Source organism: Calditrichota bacterium (assembly GCA_013112635.1).
Classification (GTDB): Bacteria; Calditrichota; Calditrichia; order Calditrichales; family J004; genus JABFGF01.
The window spans coordinates 859,149-878,282 of the sequence record JABFGF010000001.1 but is presented as its reverse complement, the minus strand read 5'-3'; the positions used below and the strand labels follow the sequence as shown (position 1 = coordinate 878,282).

6 protein-coding genes are annotated in these 19,134 nt (G+C 40.3%); all 6 read right to left on the bottom strand.

Translation table 11 applies throughout. From position 1 onward, the window contains the following. Positions 1-94: 94 nt before the first annotated feature. The 6 genes from HND50_03565 to HND50_03540 all read right to left on the bottom strand — a co-directional run bounded on the left by HND50_03565 (position 95) and on the right by HND50_03540 (position 19,054). Positions 95-829 carry a 4'-phosphopantetheinyl transferase superfamily protein gene (locus HND50_03565; GenBank protein NOG44278.1) on the bottom strand — a complete coding sequence of 245 codons (735 nt, stop codon included), beginning with the start codon at positions 827-829 and terminating at the stop codon, positions 95-97. Between the two features lie 4 nt (positions 830-833). After that, a complete protein-coding gene (locus tag HND50_03560) occupies positions 834-1,601 on the bottom strand; it encodes a thioesterase (protein ID NOG44277.1) in 768 nt (255 codons plus the stop codon). 110 nt (positions 1,602-1,711) lie between these two features. Then, on the bottom strand, positions 1,712-1,921 hold the full coding sequence (locus tag HND50_03555) for an MbtH family protein (protein NOG44276.1): 210 nt from the start codon (positions 1,919-1,921) through the stop codon (positions 1,712-1,714). After that, on the bottom strand, positions 1,918-3,402 hold the full coding sequence (locus tag HND50_03550; protein NOG44275.1) for an MFS transporter: 1,485 nt from the start codon (positions 3,400-3,402) through the stop codon (positions 1,918-1,920). The genes HND50_03555 and HND50_03550 overlap by 4 nt, the downstream gene beginning before the upstream one ends. 96 nt (positions 3,403-3,498) lie before the next feature. Then, entirely contained in the window at positions 3,499-4,587 is a 1,089-nt protein-coding gene (locus HND50_03545; protein ID NOG44274.1) for a sulfotransferase, read from the bottom strand. Between the two features lie 85 nt (positions 4,588-4,672). Then, complete coding sequence (locus tag HND50_03540; protein NOG44273.1) at positions 4,673-19,054, bottom strand: non-ribosomal peptide synthase/polyketide synthase; 14,382 nt, start codon at positions 19,052-19,054, stop codon at positions 4,673-4,675. Between the last annotated feature and the right edge of the window lie 80 nt (positions 19,055-19,134).

The following is a 19,134-nucleotide window of genomic DNA, read 5'->3' as shown; positions in this document are numbered from 1 at the left end:
TTTTTTAAGCGGATTTAATTATCGGAATTTAGAACTAATTTAACGTATTACAAGTTCATGTCAAAGCAACTATATCACTCATGCATATTCTTCTCTAACAAGTGTACCAATAATTAACAGAGAAGGTCTTTGCCTTAATAATAAAAGCGGCAGCGTACCCAGAATCAACCTTAATATCACTTAAATGCCAGCCATCTGCAGTTTCATTTTTATAACGCACATCGCGTAGTTCTGTCTGCGAACCTGGTATAAGTGAGACATCAAATGTATTTAAGGGAATTGATAATCCTTTCCCAACCGCTTTGATAAACGCCTCTTTTCGTGTCCAGCAATTAAAAAAGCCCTGCAATTTTTCATTCTCATTTAAACTCAGAAATTCCGTAACTTCTAAATCGGAAAAAAACCTTTTTGCAATATCACCGGTAATCATTTCCTCCCGGTATTTTTCTACATCAACACCAATTTGTGCAATGTCACTTATGGCAATTAAACCAAGGTTACCGGAATGGCTTACGTTGAAGAATATTTTTTCTGATTGCTGTACAAGTTCCGGTTTTCCGTATTTATTAAAAGTGAACTTTATTTTCAGTGCAGGTTTGGATAGGATTTTTCCTAATATTTTTTTTAGAAGACTTCGTGTGACAGAATAACGCCTGTGATCAATTTCAAAATGAAAGCGGGATGCTCGTTCCTTTTCTTCTTTGGACAAAATGATGCCTGATTCAGCTAAAATGCTTTCAGATTGGTCATATCTAATCAGCCAAATATGGACGTTGTTATTTAATACATAAGCTTGATCGTTTGCTTCACGCCAATATGTCGTTTCCATGGATTTAGCTATTTAGATTGAAATGGTTATTAAGATCGCGCAGAATTGTTTGTACCAGAGCATGCACCTGATCCTGAAGATAGAAATGTCCACCAGGAAACATACGGATATTGAATTCATTTTGTGTATGAATACCCCAGGATTCCAAATCTGATTTATTGATATCTTCATCACTCAAACCGCCAAGGACTGTCATAGGTATATTGAGTGGAGCGCGTTGTTGGTAGTTATATGTTTCGCACACTTCAAAATCTGCACGAATAATCGGAATAACCAACTCCATCAATTCTTCATGAGCAAGCACTTCTTTTGGGGTCCCGTTAAAACTGCGAATTTTATCAATAAATTCATTCTTGGGCAGCTTATGAATTGGTTCATCACGTTCAGGTATCTGCGGTGCGCCACGTCCTGAGAAAAATAGATGTTCTGGGGTTTTCTGATATTTGGATTGTAATAAATGTGTTAATTCAAAACCGGTAGCTGCTCCCATACTATGGCCGAATAAGACAAAGGGTCTGTCAAGTTCTTCTTTAATTCCCTCTGCTAGTTTTGTAACAAGCTCTGGCAGGTTTTTTAGTAAAGGCTCGCCTAAACGTTGTCCACGGCCGGGTATTTCAATCGCACACAATTCAACCGTTGCTGGTAATACGTCATTCCAGTCACGATAGGCAACGCTGCTGCCACCTGCGAAAGGCAAACAAAACAATTTAAGCTTTGCATTAGGATTTGGTTTTAACTTTACAATCCAGGGATTTGAGTTTTGGTATTTCATAATAAATAAAAGGGATTATTGAATAAGAGAATAAATGATTTAATGGGCAAACTAAAATAATGCAGCCAATTATTTCAACAATTCAAAAACTCAATAATTCTTGCTTTCTATTAACCGTCCATTTTTTGGCGCAAACTTAACGGGCGCATATCAGTCCATACTTCTTTGATATGATCCAGACATTCCTGTTTTAGGCCAGTTGTGCCTTCATCCCGCCAACCCAGTGCATTTTCACGATCAGCAGGCCAAATTGAATATTGCTCTTCATGGTTTAAAACAACTTTATAAATCGTTTTATCTTCTTGCTCTTCACGACTCATAATTCACTCCTTGATTTTTTTAATTGTTCTTCTAAATATTGTTCTTTTTGTTCATTAATTTTATCGCTGTCTACTGTTTTTATTTTGTAGGTGAATCCTGTTGGCGCCATTTGTTCTGCTGTTTGATGAGCTAAAAGTTTCCTTAGGTCTCGGTTAAAGGAAAAAATTAAAACAAAAAGAAACATCAAGCTACCGGCAATGATAAAAACAAGCTTAAGTCCAATAATATCTGCTGTAACACCGCCAATCATAATTCCCAAAGGTTGAAAGCTACCGGACAAAGTTGTCATGGCACCAAGAACGCGTCCACGGATTTCACTTGGAATGGTGATTTGCATAATTGTAAAGATATTTACAACCGTAAAACCGCTGAAAAATCCGCCAATTGTAAATAAAACTAATGCCGGAGTAGCTGTTTCTACTTGCACAAGAAAGGTATAACCAACAGCTTCCAAAAGCATAAACAAAAGTAACAGGCGTTTACGCGTATCTCCATGGAGATTTAATATACCGGCTGTTATTGATCCTATTAGTGATCCAATACCAGAAATAATGAGAAAAATACTGAACCACTCATTATCCAATCCTAAAAATTCTTTTACATAAAAAACCATTAAGGCTGCAATCGAGGCAGCAAAAAATCCGGTAACAATTGAAAGCATTAATAAACGGTTTAGACCTCGGTTTTTTTTAATATATGCGAGGCCTTCATTAAGATCAGTTTTAAATACTTCAATATATTTGGAAAAGGATTTTGCTTTTTCAGGAATTCTCTGTGGGATTTTTATAAACGATTCACTAATGGCAGAAAATATAAATGACACTCCATTAATTATCATTACAAGGGGCATCCCGATGGCATTATATAAAATGCTTCCAAGCCCTGTTCCAAAAAACATCGAAATGCTGTCTGATAATTTGCCCATCGAGTTTGCCCCGGCAACTCTTTTCTCTGGAACAATGTCCGGTATTGATGCACTAATTGCAGGGCCAAAAAATGCTTGTGTTGTAGATGAAATTATAGTCAGACCAAAAATAAACACCAATAATAGAATGCTGTAATCTGGATTAAAAAAGAAAAAAGAGGCCACGAGGAGCATTGTTACGCCACTTAAGAAATCGCTTAAAACAATGATTTTTTTTCTGGAAAACCTGTCGGCTACAGCTCCGCCCAAAATGGCCATTACTACAAGTGGCAAAGATGATGAAGCACTAAAAAGTGACACAATCGTTTTTGATCCGGTATTTTCCTGAAGCCAAAGGATTATGGCAATTAAATAAATTTTTGTTCCAAATTTACTTACAAGCTGGCCTTGCCAAAGAAGTAAATAGTTTTTTGTAAAAAGCTTTTCCGGCTTTTTTTCTACCTCAACTTTTGGTTCCTGAGGTTCAACTATTTCTTTCTTCTTCTCGATTTTTTTTACAACAGTTTTTTGTTTTTTCTTATGAGATTTTGTTGTTTTTTTCTTTTTCTTTGCCATTTTTGCCTTGATAAAAATAAGCGCCAAACTTACCTGTAATGATTGATAAATCCAAAATAAATCCTGTGTTGTTAGATCATTATTTCGCAGGATATTTTAGTCAGTTTTTCTTTTTGCATATCCAAACCGGGTAAATGCCATTTCCCATTTTGTATTGATTTTTTCTACAAGATCCTGTGAAATTTCGATGTGCTTATTTTTCTTATAATCTTTGTGTTCTTTATCAAATTCTTGAATTTTTGTTTTTAGCTGGCCAAAATTATCAAGATTAAGTTTGGAATAAATCTTTTCTATTGCAGCAATTTTGTTCTCTTCCAGGTCTTCAAATTTTATTTCGCAAAATTGGTTTTCAGGAATTAATGATTTTTGTTCAAAATAAGCATCATACATTGTTTTGTAATCGTTTATAATGTTGTCATCCCATTTGTTTAAGTCAGGAGTTTGCAAACAGGTAAGTGGCAGCATTTTATTATACAGCCTTTGTGTTGATAAAAATACCGTGTAGGGATCACGACTAATGTGTACAAAACGTGCATCCGGGAACATTTCCAATAGTATTTTTATGCGCGCTGTGTGATTGGGGGATTTTAATACCAACGGCTTATTATACAACCATGTCAGCTTCTTGAAAAAATATAACAGGCTTTCTTGCCATCTTTCCAAATCTTCATTGGGAACATCTGCAAAGGTGTGATATTTTGTATAATATGAATGATTATCGGGAAATGTCCAGCCAATTAACGGCGAACGTTGTGACAGAACTGAAAGCCCGGATTCATCCTCTCCGGGATCGCGAAAAGTAACTTTCATGTTGTCCATTGGGCGGTTTTGGGCTTTGGCCTGGGCAAATCTTTTTTCCATCATCTCACCGCGAAATAGAAATTGATGAGGGCGCGAAACCTGGAATAAGTTTGAGAAAGCAAATTGTTCATCCATTGAGATCAGGCTATGTAATAGAGTTGTTCCAGATCTCCAGTGACCGAGGATAAACAGAGGCTTTTCTATTTTTACATCATGGATTTTTGCGCCAAAAAGTTTGTCTTCTTTCTTGCGGTCTCGAGAGTTGATCAAACCTGAGATAAACAAAAACAATACCCGCTTCCAGTATTTTCCTTCAATCTTGTAATTATTTTCTTTAAACAGTTTAAACAAATCACCTAGCGTGATTCCGACTAATGCCTGCACATTTTCTCCAAATTTTATATTTATTGCCTGTCATTCTGAACAAAACGAAGTGTAGTGAAGAATCCCCGTTTTTACAGCAACCCAATTAGTTTATTACAGAATTTACAATCGTCTCTAATTCAGCCAAATAGTTTTTGGCAATTTTTTTAACCGTGCTGTCCTTAAAAACATTTGTGCTATATAACCACCGCGTACTTAGTTGACCGCCATTTACTACGCCAACAATATATAACTGGGCACTGCGTTCATCATCCGGATGTTGTTCGGCGCCAACATTTTCCACCGATTGCCGGAATGGGACTTTCGCCGACTGTTTTGTCTGCCGGCCACCCTGATCAAACTGTCCAAGATAGTTGAAATTAATCTCAGCTTTTGGCAGTCCTTTCAGTGTTTGACGAATATTTTTATCCGGACTAAGATATTTTAAAATATTAAATCCAACACCATGATTTGGTACAGCTGCAAGCTGTTCTTTAACCAGCCGGACTTCTTCTGCAATATTTGTAGCATTTTCAATACTTAGGTGAACAGGGAAAATACTTGTAAACCAACCAACAGTTCTTGAAGCATCGACATCTTCAAATAAATCTTCCCGTCCATGACCTTCCATTTCAACTAGAGCGCTTCTTAATCCGCTAAACTTTTCAACCGTTCGCAGCAGAGCTACAAGTAAAATATCATTAATTTGGCTGTTTAGTAATTTAGGCACCTCCTGAAGCAATTGTTTAGTGTTTTCAACCCCAAATCCCATAGTGATTGCTTTTGTGGCGCCATAGGTGTTTGCACCACCTGGTTTATCTAGTGGCAAGCCTGTAAATGGTTTGTCTGCCAAGGCTTTCCAAAAAGCACTCTCTTTTTCCATCTCTTCGGATTGAACATGTGCTGAAAGTTTTTCTGACCATTTTTTGTAGGATGTACTTTTTTCAGGAAGTTTAACATCCCTCTTTTCGGCAAACTGGGCAAAGATGCTGACAAAATCCTCAATAACCAACCGCCATGAAACACCATCAATTACCAGGTGATGAAAGATAAAAAGTAACTTGGAGTTTGCCTTCTTGCCACATTCAAAAAAGACAACCTTCATCAGAGGGGCATTTTCCAATACAAAACTTTGCTGAATCCGGGCAGCTTCTTCTTCGATCGATTTTTTTTGTTTTCCTTTTCTGAAGGAAGAAAGATCGACATACTTGACAGGTGCTTTTTCTGGTAAATTCTCAAATGTTTGATACCGGGTATTTTTCTCAATTTTGAACGAAGCGCGCAACACATCATGATGTTCCATCAATTTTAAAACTGATTTCTCCAAAACATCCACATTAATTGGTTCTTTTTGGAAAAGCTCTAAAATCATAGAGGTATTAAACTGATGCGGATGTTCTTGATGATGATCAAAAAACCAGTGTTGAATAGGTGTTAACGGCGCTTGTCCGGTTACCAAACCTTGTTCGGCCTCAAACTCCTCCACACTTGTTACTATTTTGGCAAGTGCCGCAATGGAAGGATTTTGAAAAACCTGGGTTGGCGTCATGTATAAACCGGCTTGTTTTGATCGGGCAATAGTTTGTATCATCAAAATTGAATCGCCACCCAGTTCAAAAAAGTTATCATGGATACCGATACGTTCTACATTTAAAATCTGTGACCAAACATCAACCAATGTTTTTTGGATTTCATCCTGAGCTTCTTCAAACTGGTTTTCCAATTCGGGCCGTTCCGCGCTTGGTAGCGGCAAAACTCTTCGGTCGATTTTACCATGGGCCGTAAGAGGAAATTGCTCAAGAATAATAAATGCAGCAGGCACCATATAATCCGGGACATAATCCTGCATAAATTTGCGAAATTCACTTACGGAAACAGCTTCGTTCTTTTCTGTCACAACATATGCCGTCAGTTTTTTATCGCCCGGCGTATCTTCACGTAAAAGAACAATTGTTTCGCGCACAAGAGGGTGCCGCGCCAGTGCACTTTCAATTTCCCCAAGCTCCACACGAAAACCTCGCAACTGTACCTGGTGATCAATTCGGCCAAGATATTCCAAATCTCCATTTTGTAAAAGACGCGCTGAGTCGCCGGTACGGTATAAACGCTGATTTTGATTAGTGCTAAACGGATCGGGGATAAATCTTTCTACGCTCAAATCCGGCTGCTTATTATAACCATGGGCAACGCCGGCACCACCAACATACAATTCTCCCGGCACTCCAATCGGTGAGGGCAGCAGGTTTTCATCCAGAACGTAAATTTGCAGATCCGGGATTGGCTCACCGATAACACTGCCTGTGGCCGTATCCAAATCATTAAAATTTATTGGCCTGTACGTAACATGGACTGTTGTTTCAGTAATCCCATACATATTTACAAGTTGCGGCTTTTGATCTCCGTGCCTTTCAAACCATGGACGCAGGCTTTGCAACTCTAAAGTATCACCACCAAAAATTATATAACGCAAAGCCAGATCGTCATTTCTGCCAAGCACTTCTTCTGCGTGATTTAACTGTTGGAAAGCCGATGGTGTCTGGCTGAGAACAGTAACTTTCTCCTTAACAAGAAGTTTGTAAAAATCTTGTGGCGAACGGCTTAATAAGTATGGTACAATTACAACCCGGCCACCATAAAAAAGAGCACCCCATAATTCCCAAACAGAAAAATCGAAAGCATAAGAATGGAAAAATGTCCAGACATCATTTCCATCAAAATTATACCAGGCTTCGGTAGCTGTAAAGAGCCGCCCTACATTTGCATGACTGACCATTACGCCTTTTGGCTTACCAGTAGAGCCGGAAGTGTAAATGATATAAGCTGTATTTAATGGATCGTGTTTTAAATTCAGATTTGATTCATTTTCTTTGTCAATTTCCTGCCATACTTTATTTAAATAAACAATGTTTGCACTATTATCCGGCAGGTTCTCTTTCAATTTTTCCTGGGTTAAAATCAGAGGCACCTGGGAATTTTCAAGAATTAAAGCAAGGCGTTCTACAGGATAAGCTGGATCAAGTGGAACATAAGCAGCGCCGGCTTTCAGAATTCCAATGAGAGCAATAACCATGTCAAGATCGCGTTCAACCGTAAGTCCGACAAGATCGCCGGGTTTAATGCCAATCTTTACAAGATAGTTGGCAAGCTTATTGGATTTCTTGTTTAATTCCCGGTAAGTCATTTTTGCTTCTTCAAAAACAAGTGCAATGTTGTCTGGATTTTTTTCTACTTGTTCTTCAAAAATTTCATGCACGCAGCGGTTTGATTCAAAAACTTGTGGTGTTTTGTTTTGAAGCTTTATAATTTCTTGCTGCTCTGCGTTGGAAATTATTGGTATTCTTGTAACCGATTGTTGCGGATTTTCTAATAGTCCCGAAAACAAAGTTTCAAAATGACCCATCATGCGTTCAATGGTCGTGTTATCAAAAAGATCGGTATTAAATTCAAATGATCCCTGAATGCCATGAGATGATTCTGCCAGCGTAACGGTCAAATCAAATTTGGCCAGCGTTCCTTCACCATCAATAGGTTCGATGGAAAAATCGCTCGTCTCCATTGCGCCAATCTCGGGTGTGTTTTGCATTACAAACATAACCTGAAACAACGGTGTGTAACTCATCTCGCGATTTGGGGCAACAGCATCAACAATGGTTTCAAATGGAATATCCTGATTGGCATATGCACCCAATGCCGTTGTGCGCACCTGTTTTACTAAATCGCTAAAAGAAATGTTATCAGAAAGATCGCTCCGAATAACCAGGGTGTTTACAAAAAAACCAATCAACGGCTCAAGATCCGCATTGTTGCGATTGGCAATTGGCGTTCCTACAGCAAGGTCAGTCTGGCCGGAATAGCGGGCCAGCAAAACCTGAAATGCAGCCAGCAAAGTCATAAAACTGGTAACGCCCTCAGTTCTACAGAAATTCTTTAGCGATTCGTTTATCGTGCTGTCAAAATTGAAACTTAGTGTGTTGCCATTGTATGTCTGGATTGCCGGACGTGGTCTGTCCAAAGGTAAATTTATTAATGGCGGTAATCCTGTCAGTTGATTTTTCCAATAACTAAGCTGCCGGTCATAAACCTCGCCTTGCAGCCACTCACGCTGCCAGTTGGCAAAATCGGCATACTGAAATTTGAGTTGTGGCAATCGTGCATTTGTACCTGTAGAATGAGCATTGTAAATGGTGGCAATCTCACGAACAAGAATACCCATCGACCAGCCATCAGAAATTATATGATGCATGTTCATAATGAAAATATGGTCATCATCAGAAACTTTTACCAGGAATGTCCTAAAGAGCGGCCCTGTTGTTAAATCAAAAGATTGTTGGATTTCATTTTGGGCAAAGTTTAGGGCTTCCTCCTCGCGCTCTGCTTCATTCACATTTTCAAGATCGATAATATTAAGATTTGATCCGGCTCTTTCTGAAATAACCTGAACTGCTTTGCCATCAATCATATCAAATGTTGTGCGTAAGGTTTCATGACGGATCGTTAAATCCAGGATGGTTTTTTCAAGCAAACCTGTTTTTAAATTACCTTTCAGGCGCACCACCGATGGAAGATTGTACATGGCACTGTTTGGAACAAGTTGGTCGAGGAACCACAGGCGTTGCTGGGCAAAAGAAAGTGGAATTGGCTGGGAACGATCCACAATATTTACGGGAGGTGTTTCTAAAGCCGGTTGGCTAAAACGGGCTTCTTCAATTTTTAAAGAGAGCTCAGCAATACTAGGAGCTTCAAAAATAAAACCTAATTCAAATATGATCTCAAACTCTTTCTGGATGCGAGAGACAAGTTGCGTGGCAATTAACGAATGCCCGCCAATTTCAAAGAAATTATCATGTACGCCCACCTTTTCAAGATTTAATACATCTTTCCAGATGGCCGCTACTTTTTCTTCATTTTCATTGCGCGGTTCAACAAATTCTGCCTTGATGGCACTGCGGTCATATTCGGGTTGGGGCAGGGCACGCTTAGCGATTTTGCCATTTGCAGTTAATGGAAATGTATCCATTTTAACAAAAGCAGAAGGCACCATGTAAGCAGGTAACTGATCGCCTAAATAATTGCGTAGATCTAATCCGGAAAACTCATTTTGACCGGAAGTAAAATATGCAGCGATTTTTTTATCGCCTGGTACATCTTCACGGACTATAACAACCGCATCATTAACGGCTTCATTTTCTATGATTGCATTTTCAATCTCTCCCAATTCAATTCTGAAACCGCGTACTTTTACCTGGTCATCAATACGCCCTAAAAATTCGATATTTCCATCAGCCAGAAAACGAGCTAAATCGCCCGTGCGGTACAAACGTGATCCTTCAGTATTTACAAAAGGATTTGGAATAAACTTTTCCGCAGTCAAATCTGGTTTGCCAAAATAACCGCGTGCCAGGCTTGACCCGCCGATGCACAATTCGCCCGGAATACCAACCGGAACTGGCTGCAAATTGTTATCAAGAATATAAAGCTGAACATTATCAATAGGATTCCCAATCGGGACGTTATTGCCGGACAAATTAGTATCAATAACAAAACTGCTTGCACAAACTGTGTTTTCGGTTGGGCCATAAGCATTCAGCATCCTACGCCCAATATGCCAGTGATTGGCCAAATCGACAGGCAAAGCTTCTCCGGCTGAAACGAGTGTTTTCAATTCAGGGAATTTTTCGTCTCTTAGTAAGGCGGAAACGGAAGGCGGTAAAGTTACCACTGAGATTTTGTTTTCTTTTAAGGTGCGGATTAATCCTGGTCCCGGCATCAAATCATCTTTGGAGGCCAGATAAAGGGTTGCACCACTTATAAGTGTTGTAAATATTTCTGAGACAGATGCATCAAAGCTAAATGAAGCAAACTGCAAACAGCGGGAAGTTTCATTTAATTCAAAATCTTTTATCTGAAAGGCTGTCAGGTTGCACAAACTTCTGTGTTGCACCATTGTGCCTTTTGGCTTGCCGGTTGAACCTGAAGTATAAATCATATAAGCCATGTTTTCAGCTTGCACAAGCGCTTCCGGGTTATTTGTATTCTGGCTCAATAATTTCAAATCATCTAAATAAACTAATTCGATGGCATTCTGATCACGCCGAAGGTCGGATTCGCCTGCCGGCGAAATGGAGCTTGCGGAGTGATGAATCCCATTGTTTCCTTTTGGGGATTCTTTGTCCTGCAAAACAGGACTCTGAATGACAGAGTGTTTAGTAAGTAAAGTTTTAATTCCTGCATCCTGCAATATATAATCTTTGCGTTCCTGCGGATAGGCAGGATCAATTGGCACATAAACACCGCCAGCTTTGAGCACCCCAAGCAACGCTACAACCATTTCAACAGAACGCTCTACAGAAATACCAACCAGCGTTTCCTGCGTTACACCTTTCTCAATAAGATAATGGGCCAGTTGATTGGCACGTTGATTTAATTCTGCAAAAGTCAGTTCCTGAGACTGATTCCCATCGATAAAATGAATCGCTGATTTGGATGCATATTTTTCAGCAATATTTTCAAATAAATGATGAATGCATGAATTGTCCGAAAATGGTGTTTTGGTCTGGTTCCAATCCTGCGTAATTTTTTTAATTTCATCTGCCGAGGTTAATGAAATTGTGCTAAGAGGAAGTTGAGGGTTTTCTACAATTTTTTCTAAAAGTACCTGGAAATGGCCAAGCATGCGTTCAACTGTTTCCTTTTTAAACAAATCTGTATTGTACTCAAGTTCAGCTGCAAGCATATCGGGCAGCTCAATCATAGACAAGGTTAAATCAAATTTAGATACTTTTGCATCTGCCCCAAGCGGTTCAATTTGCAGATTCCCGGCTGGCGCATTCTCTTGCTGGGCGGTATTCTGCAAAACAAACATCACCTGGAAAAGAGGAGAATGGCTCATGATGCGTTCATTTTGCAACTCATCAACAAGCTGTTCGAAAGGTACATCCTGGTGTGCATAGGCGCCGAGTGTAAATTCACGTACATTTTTCAATAAATCTTCAAAGCAGATTTGTGCATCAAAATCAGCCCGCAAAACAAGGGTGTTTACAAAAAATCCAATCAGGGCTTCAGTTGCAGAATAGTTACGATTGGCGATTGGTGAGCCGCTAAATATTTCATCTTGACCGCTCTGTTTATGCAACAGTGTTTGCCATGCAGCCAGTAGTACCATAAATAGTGTACTGTTATTTTCTCGGGCCAGCTTGTTAATATTTTTTGTAATATCGCTCGAGAGCTGAATTGAGATCACATCACCATTAAATGTTTGCACAGGCGGCCGCTGGAAATCCGTTGGTAAATCCAAGACTGGCGGATTCGTTCCCAGTTTTTCTTTCCAAAAATTGATCTGCGTATCAAGGGCATCATCTTTTAACCACGATCTTTGCCAGGCGGCATAATCGGCATACTGAATGTCCAGATCGGGTAATGGTGATTTATTTCTATTGCTGAATGCATCGTACAAAATTGAAATTTCGCCCATTAAAACAGTTGTGGACCATCCATCGGAGATGATATGATGCATGTTAAACAAAACAACAGTTTCATTTTTGGCGATTTTTAAAAACTGTACGCGGATTAAGGGACCTTCTGCAAGGTCAAAAGGATCTGTAGCATTTTGAGTAGATAATTGTTGAACTTTTACTTCGCGTTCGGATGGTTTTATTTCTGATAAATCAATCTGTTCAGGTTCATAAAGCAGCTCATCCTTAATAATTAAGTAAGGCTTGCCGTCTTTGTTACCAAACGTTGTGCGTAATACTTCATGGCGCCTAATTATCTCATTTATGGCCAATGTCATCACATCAAGGTTTACTGAACCAATAATTTTAAAGGCGCTGGGGATGTTATAGTTTGCACTTCCCGGAGCTAACTGATCCAGGAACCACAGCCTTTGCTGAGAAAAAGAAAGCGGCATTTCTTTGGTGCGTTCTGCCGGAACCAATGCTGGGATTTTGATATTACTACCAAGTTCAGCTTGTTCAATTTGCAGTAAAAATGAACTAATTGTCGGCGCTTCAAAAAGAATACGCAAGGGCAGCTCTACGCCAAATTCATCACGCACACGGGACATAACCTGTGTTGCCAGCAGTGAGTGTCCACCAAGATCGAAGAAATTATCATGAATACCAATTTTATCAACATGCAAAATGGATTGCCAAATAGCCGCCAATTTTTCTTCACCTGCAGATGACGGGGCGATAAATTCCTGCTGTAATTCCTCGCGGGAATATTCGGGTTTTGGTAACGCGCGTTTATCGACTTTTCCATTGGTTGTAAGCGGAATTCTGTCAAGTGATAAAAATGCCGTCGGCACCATATAATCGGGTAGCTGTGTTTTTAACTTTTCACGGATTTCTTTTGTATCAATTTCATTTTCATCTTTTGCAACCATGTACGCCACAATTCGCTTCTCACCGGGTATATCTTCGCGCACATCTACTACTGCATCTTCAAGATTGTCAAGGTTAATCAGAATGCTTTCAATTTCTCCCAGCTCAATTCGGTAACCGCGTATTTTTACCTGGCTGTCAATACGCCCTAAAAAGATCATTTGATCATCATTCAGATAACGAACCAAGTCACCGGTCCGGTACATGCGTGCGCCGGCTTCCACAGCAAATGGGTCTGGCAGAAAACGTTCAGCGGTTAAATCCGACCTGTTTTTGTAACCACGGGCTACGCCTTTTCCCGCTATATAAAGCTCGCCGGGTGTTCCTTTAGGCACAGGCTGAAAATGTTCATCCAAAATATATACTGGCGAATTTGTGATGGAACGCCCGATTGGCACGGAACCTTTTCCATCCCATCCTTTGGCATTATAAACCACACAACCAACCACTGTTTCGGTGGGGCCATATTCATTGAACAGGGAAGTTTCAGGAGCATTTTTCTGCCAAAAACTAATTTGATTATCAACCAGGTTTTCCCCACCAATAACAAATGTGCTTGTCAATTTTGAGGCTTTTTCCGCTGGAATTTGATGGCTTAATAAATCGAGATGCGCTGGTGTAATTTTTACAATGTTAAAATCCTGATAATCTAAAAGAGCTTTGGCTAAGGCTTCGAGATCATCATCGGTATCGGCAAGTGTGATTGATTTTCCGGTAAGGATTGGCGTAAACACGGCTGTTACTGTTGCGTCAAAGGCGATTGTGGAATGGACAAGTGAACCACGGCCTTCATTCAGAGGATATGCTTCATAAGCCCAGTTAAGGTAATGCGTTAATCCGCCGTGGGTAATTAAGGTGCCTTTTGGTTTACCTGTGGATCCGGAGGTGTAAATCATATAAACCAGGCTATCAGGATCAATTTTTACATCCGGATTGGATACATTTTCTGAAAGGTTTTCCGGTTCATCAACTAACATAGTTGTGATGGCATTCTGAGTGAAGTTTACAGAGTGAAGAATCCCATTGTTTAAACTTTGAGGGGATTCTTTACCCTTAGGAACGGGGTTCAGAATGACATTGCTTTTATTGTCAGTCAGCAAAAGCTTCATCCCGGAATCATCGATCATGTAATTAATCCGTTCTTTCGGGTATGATGGATCGATTGGGACATAAGCTGCGCCGGACTTAATAACGGCTAAAATAGCGATAATCATTTCCGGTGAACGATTAAAATACAGTCCGATCAAATCATCAGCACCAATACCTTTTTCGATCAGTTTATGTGCCAACCGGTTAGCCACTTCATTTAATTCGCTGTATTTTAATTGCATGCTGCCAGCTACAACAGCAGTGGCATTTGGTGTTTGCGCGGCCTGTTTTTCAAAAATTTCTTTTGTGCTGGCAGTAAAATGTTGTTTTTCTTCGAAACGATTTAAACCATGTGTTAAATGTTGTGTTTCTTTTTCGTTGGTTAAAGCAATTTTTGTGACCGGCATTTTTGGCTGTTGAATTAAAGCAGTAAGCAACTTCGTGAAATGGCCAGTCATGCGTTCAATAGTGCTTTCATCAAATAAATCGGTATTATATTCAACAGCCCCGGAAATATTCTTTCCATCATCTACCAAGAAAAAAGTTAAATCAAACTTGGATGTACCACTATGAGCTTCAATGGAAGATATTTCAATTGGGCTCTTTTCTTGCGGTGTATTGCTTTGTTGGGCCGGGTTCGCGCTTTGTAGAACAAACATCACCTGAAACAATGGTGAATGTGCCATGTCTCGATCGGGTTTTAAGGCGTCTACAATTTTCTCAAAAGGCAAATCCTGATGGGCATAAGCGTTTAGTGACGTTTCTTTGACGCGATCCAATAATTCTATAAATGTAGGTTGGCCGGAAAGATCAGCATTCATAACCAGCGTATTTACAAAAAAGCCAATCAGCGGCTCAATCTCAGCGCGGTTACGGTTGGCAATTGGCGTCCCGATATTAAAATTATCCTGACCGGAATAACGGTAAAGCAGTGTTTGAAAGGCTGCAATGAGTGTCATAAAAACTGTTGCGCCATGATCAGTTGTAAAATTTGTAATCTGCCTGGAAAACTCTTCACCAATCTCAAAAGTTTTATAAGAGCCATTAAAAGTTTGCACTTTTGGCCGTGGTCTGTCAGTCGGCAATTCTAGTAGTGGAACACTCCCTGCTAAAGTTGTTTTCCAAAAATCGAGCTGCTCTTCCAGAATTTTGCCTTGTAGCCAGTTTTGCTGCCAGTGAGAAAAATCTGCGTACTGAACCGGAAGTGGCGGCATGGGAGATTTTTGATTATTGCTAAACGCGTTGTAAAGAATGCCAATTTCACGAATAAAAACCTGCGTGGACCAGTCATCCGAAATAATATGATGAACCGTGACCAGGAAGAAAAATTCATCATCATCAAGATAAACTATTCCCGCTCTCAGCAGTGCACCTTCGCTCAAATTGAAAATGGTGCGGGCAAACTGGTTGGCAATTTTTAATGCGGCTGCTTCACGATCTGTTTTCGGGAGGTTGCGAACATCATGCTGTTCAAGAACAATTTCCCGGTTTGTATGGATCACTTGTTGTGGAGTTCCGGAGATGGAGACAAAATTGGTGCGCAATACTTCGTGCCGTTGAATAATTTCATTTAAACACTGTTCAAGAATCTTTGGATCAAGCTGCCCTTTGATACGCGCAGATTCAGGGATATTATAGTTTGATGTATTCGGCTCGAGTTGATCCAGAAACCACAGACGTTGCTGTGCAAAAGACAGGGGAATTTCCTGTTGGCGTGAAACTGCCATAATTGGAGGTGCCTGAACTCCGCCCTGACCACGCTGAGTAATTTCAATACTTTCTGTCAGGCTTGCAACTGTCGGGTATTCAAAGATATTTCTCAAAGGAATATCAAGATCAAATCCCTCACGGATGCGTGAAATAAGCTGCGTGGCCAAAAGGGAATGACCGCCCAACTCAAAGAAATTATTTAACACACCCACTTTTTCAATTTTTAAAACATCAGCCCAGATTGACGCAACTTTTTCTTCATTTTCATTACGCGGTGCAATGTATTCTTCATCAGAGCCGTATGCTGATTCGTCCGGTTGCGGCAGTGATTTTCGGTCCACTTTGCCATTTGGTGTCAATGGAATTTTCTCAAGATCAACAAATGCATTGGGGATCATATAATCCGGCAGCTTTTCCAGCAGAAATGTGCGTAAATCTTTTCTGTCCGGAATTTCCTCGTTGGCCGGGACAAAGTAGGCCACTAATCTTTTGTCGCCAGGATTATCCTCGCGGACAATTATAACTGTTTCGCGGATTGCAGGATGTTGCCCAAGGTTGGATTCGATTTCACCCATTTCAATTCTGAATCCACGTAATTTTACCTGGTGATCGATACGACCCATAAATTCAATATTACCATCCGAAAGATATTTACCTTTATCTCCTGTGCGATAAATCCGCTCACCGGATTTTGAAAATGGATGAGGCACAAATTTTTCAGCGGTTAAATCCGGACGTTGGTGATATCCTCTGGCCAACCCTGCGCCACCTACACAAATTTCACCGGGAACACCAATTGGCACAGGCATAAGTTGTTCATTTAAAATATACACCTGCATATTGGAAAAAGGCACGCCTATTGGAACATGGCGATCTTTGGGCAAATCAAGTTCGGCTGCTTCAAAAAAAGTGCTGTCGATGGCCGCTTCAGTTAATCCAAATGAATTTATCAAGCGGGTTTCAGGTCCACCATAATCCTGAAATTCTTTATACTCGCTCACATACCAGGCATCGGATCCTGCAATTAAGCAACGCATAAAAGAAAGGTCTTCATGGGTTGTATCAAGATAAGCCACGAGGTTTCGCAACACAGCCGGGACAAATTCAGCGATGGTTATTTTTTCATTTATCATTTGCTGAAAAAGCTGATCGGCATTTAATAAAACTGATCTTGGAATTAGCGTTAATTTTCCGCCGGAGCCAAGTGCACGGATTGTATCGCCGGCGAATACATCAAAAGAAAAGTTTGCCATTTGCAGATGAGAGCGGCATTTGGTCTTCAGCTCGTAGGCACTTTCCCAGGCATAATAAGAGTTAACCCAGCTTTGATGTGAAACAATTGTTCCCTTGGATTTGCCTGTTGTGCCCGATGTGTAAATCATATAAGCCATGTTTTCAGGTAAAACAGGGATATCTAAATTGCTGTTATCCTCTTTAACAATTTGACCCGATTCATTGTCCAGGCAAATATTTTTGGCTTTGTTTTCCGGGATTCGTTCCAATAGATGATCATGCGAAATAATCAGCGGGGTGTTGGAATCTTCAATCATGTGCGCCAGGCGGTCTTTTGGATAATCAGGATCCATAGGCACATAACCACCACCGGCTTTTAATACGGCAACAACTGCAACAGCAAGGTCAAGAGATTTTTCAAGGACAATGCCAACCGGCGTCTCTGGTTTCACACCATTTTTTTGTAAAACACGGGCCAATTGGTTAGCACGTTGATTTAGTTCGCTGTAAGTAAGTCGCGGCCATTTAGTCGTTTTTTCAGAGTGGTCATTGTCCAAAGGTGGTGCAACGACAGCGATTTCATCAGGTGTTTCCTGAGCATGTTTCTGTACAAGTTGGTGCATGCAGATTTTATAGTCGTATTCAGCTGCGGTATCATTCCATTCTTCAACGATGTTTTTTTTCTCATCATTACTCAGAACGTCCAAAAGGGACAAAGGTAAATCAGGGTTCTTTACAATCGAATCTAAGACCGTTTTGTACTGATTGATAAATCGTAAAATCGTTTCGTCTTCAAAAAGATCAGTGCAATACTCGATTGAAGCTTTGATACAATCGTTTTGCTCGGACAGGGAAACAGTAATATCAAATGTAGAAGTCCCGGCATCAACAGTAATTTGCTCCATTTGAATGTCTGACTTGGGATTTACCGGGGTTGCTTCTCCCGCACCGGCTGCGTTTGTAGCATTTTGCAGAATAAACATAACCTGAAACAGCGGGGAATGGCTCATACTGCGTTCAGGCTGGATTGCTTCAACAAGCATCTCAAACGGTAAATCCTGATGAGCATAAGATTCAAGCGTGGTTTTACGAACCCGCTGGGCGAATTCCTTAAATGTCGGATCACCGGATAAATCAGCCCGGATAACCAGCGTATTGATAAAAAAACCGATCAGGACTTCTGTTTCTGTTTGGGTGCGATTGGCAATGGGCGTCCCAACGGTGATATCTTCCTGCAAAGAATATTTATAAAGTAAAATATAAAATGCGGAAAGCAGCGCCATAAATGGTGTGATGCCTTCTTTTCTGGTTAGCTGATTTATACCATCCTGTATTTCAGCAGGAATATCAATGGTTGTTGATGCGCCTCTTGCAGATTGAATTGCCGGACGTGGTTTATCAGTTGGCAGTTCCAGGATTGGTAAATTGTAACCAAGTTTTTCTTTCCAGTAATTCAGCTGTTTATCTAAAACCTCTCCGCTTAACCACTCGCGTTGCCAGCTTGAGAAATCGGCATATTGGATAGGAAGATCGGGAAGTGGACAATCTTTGTCTTCAGAAAAAGCACTGTAAATAACCGATATCTCGCGCATAAACACACCGATTGACCAGCCATCGGAAATGATGTGGTGCATGGTTACCAGCATAACAAAATCTTTGTCGCGCAGCTTGATTAAAGTTGAGCGGAAAAGGGGGCCGGTTTTAAGGTCAAAAGGTGTGCGGGCTTCATTGTTGGCCAGCCGCAGGGATTCCGAATCACGCTCATTATCTGGCAAATTGCTGATGTCAATTATCTTGAGTGGGATTTCCATATCCGGATTAATAACCTGTACCGGATCACCATTTTCAGTGTCAAAAGTTGTACGCAATGATTCATGCCGGTAAACGATTTCAGCAATTGTATCCTCAAGAACGGGAATATCCAAAGTGCCTGTAATTCTCACAGCAGTAGGGATATTGTAAAAAGGGCTGCCCGGTTCAAACTGATCCAGGAACCACAATCTTTGCTGAGCAAATGAGGTTGGAAATATGAATACTTCTTGTTCGTCTGTTTCGTAGTTTTTTTCGTTTGGCATTTTTTTTAATTTTTACTGCGAAGGCGCAAAGGCGCAAATTAAGAAATTTAATTTTTAGCGTCTTGGTGCCTTAGCGGTTT

What these genes read in the sequence shown, in the direction of transcription:
- HND50_03540 (NOG44273.1), bottom strand. Translation starts at nt 19,054, where the DNA reads ATGCCAAACGAAAAAAACTACGAAACAGACGAACAAGAAGTATTCATA.
- HND50_03555 (NOG44276.1), bottom strand. Translation starts at nt 1,921, where the DNA reads ATGAGTCGTGAAGAGCAAGAAGATAAAACGATTTATAAAGTTGTTTTA.
- HND50_03550 (NOG44275.1), bottom strand. Translation starts at nt 3,402, where the DNA reads ATGGCAAAGAAAAAGAAAAAAACAACAAAATCTCATAAGAAAAAACAA.
- HND50_03565 (NOG44278.1), bottom strand. Translation starts at nt 829, where the DNA reads ATGGAAACGACATATTGGCGTGAAGCAAACGATCAAGCTTATGTATTA.
- HND50_03560 (NOG44277.1), bottom strand. Translation starts at nt 1,601, where the DNA reads ATGAAATACCAAAACTCAAATCCCTGGATTGTAAAGTTAAAACCAAAT.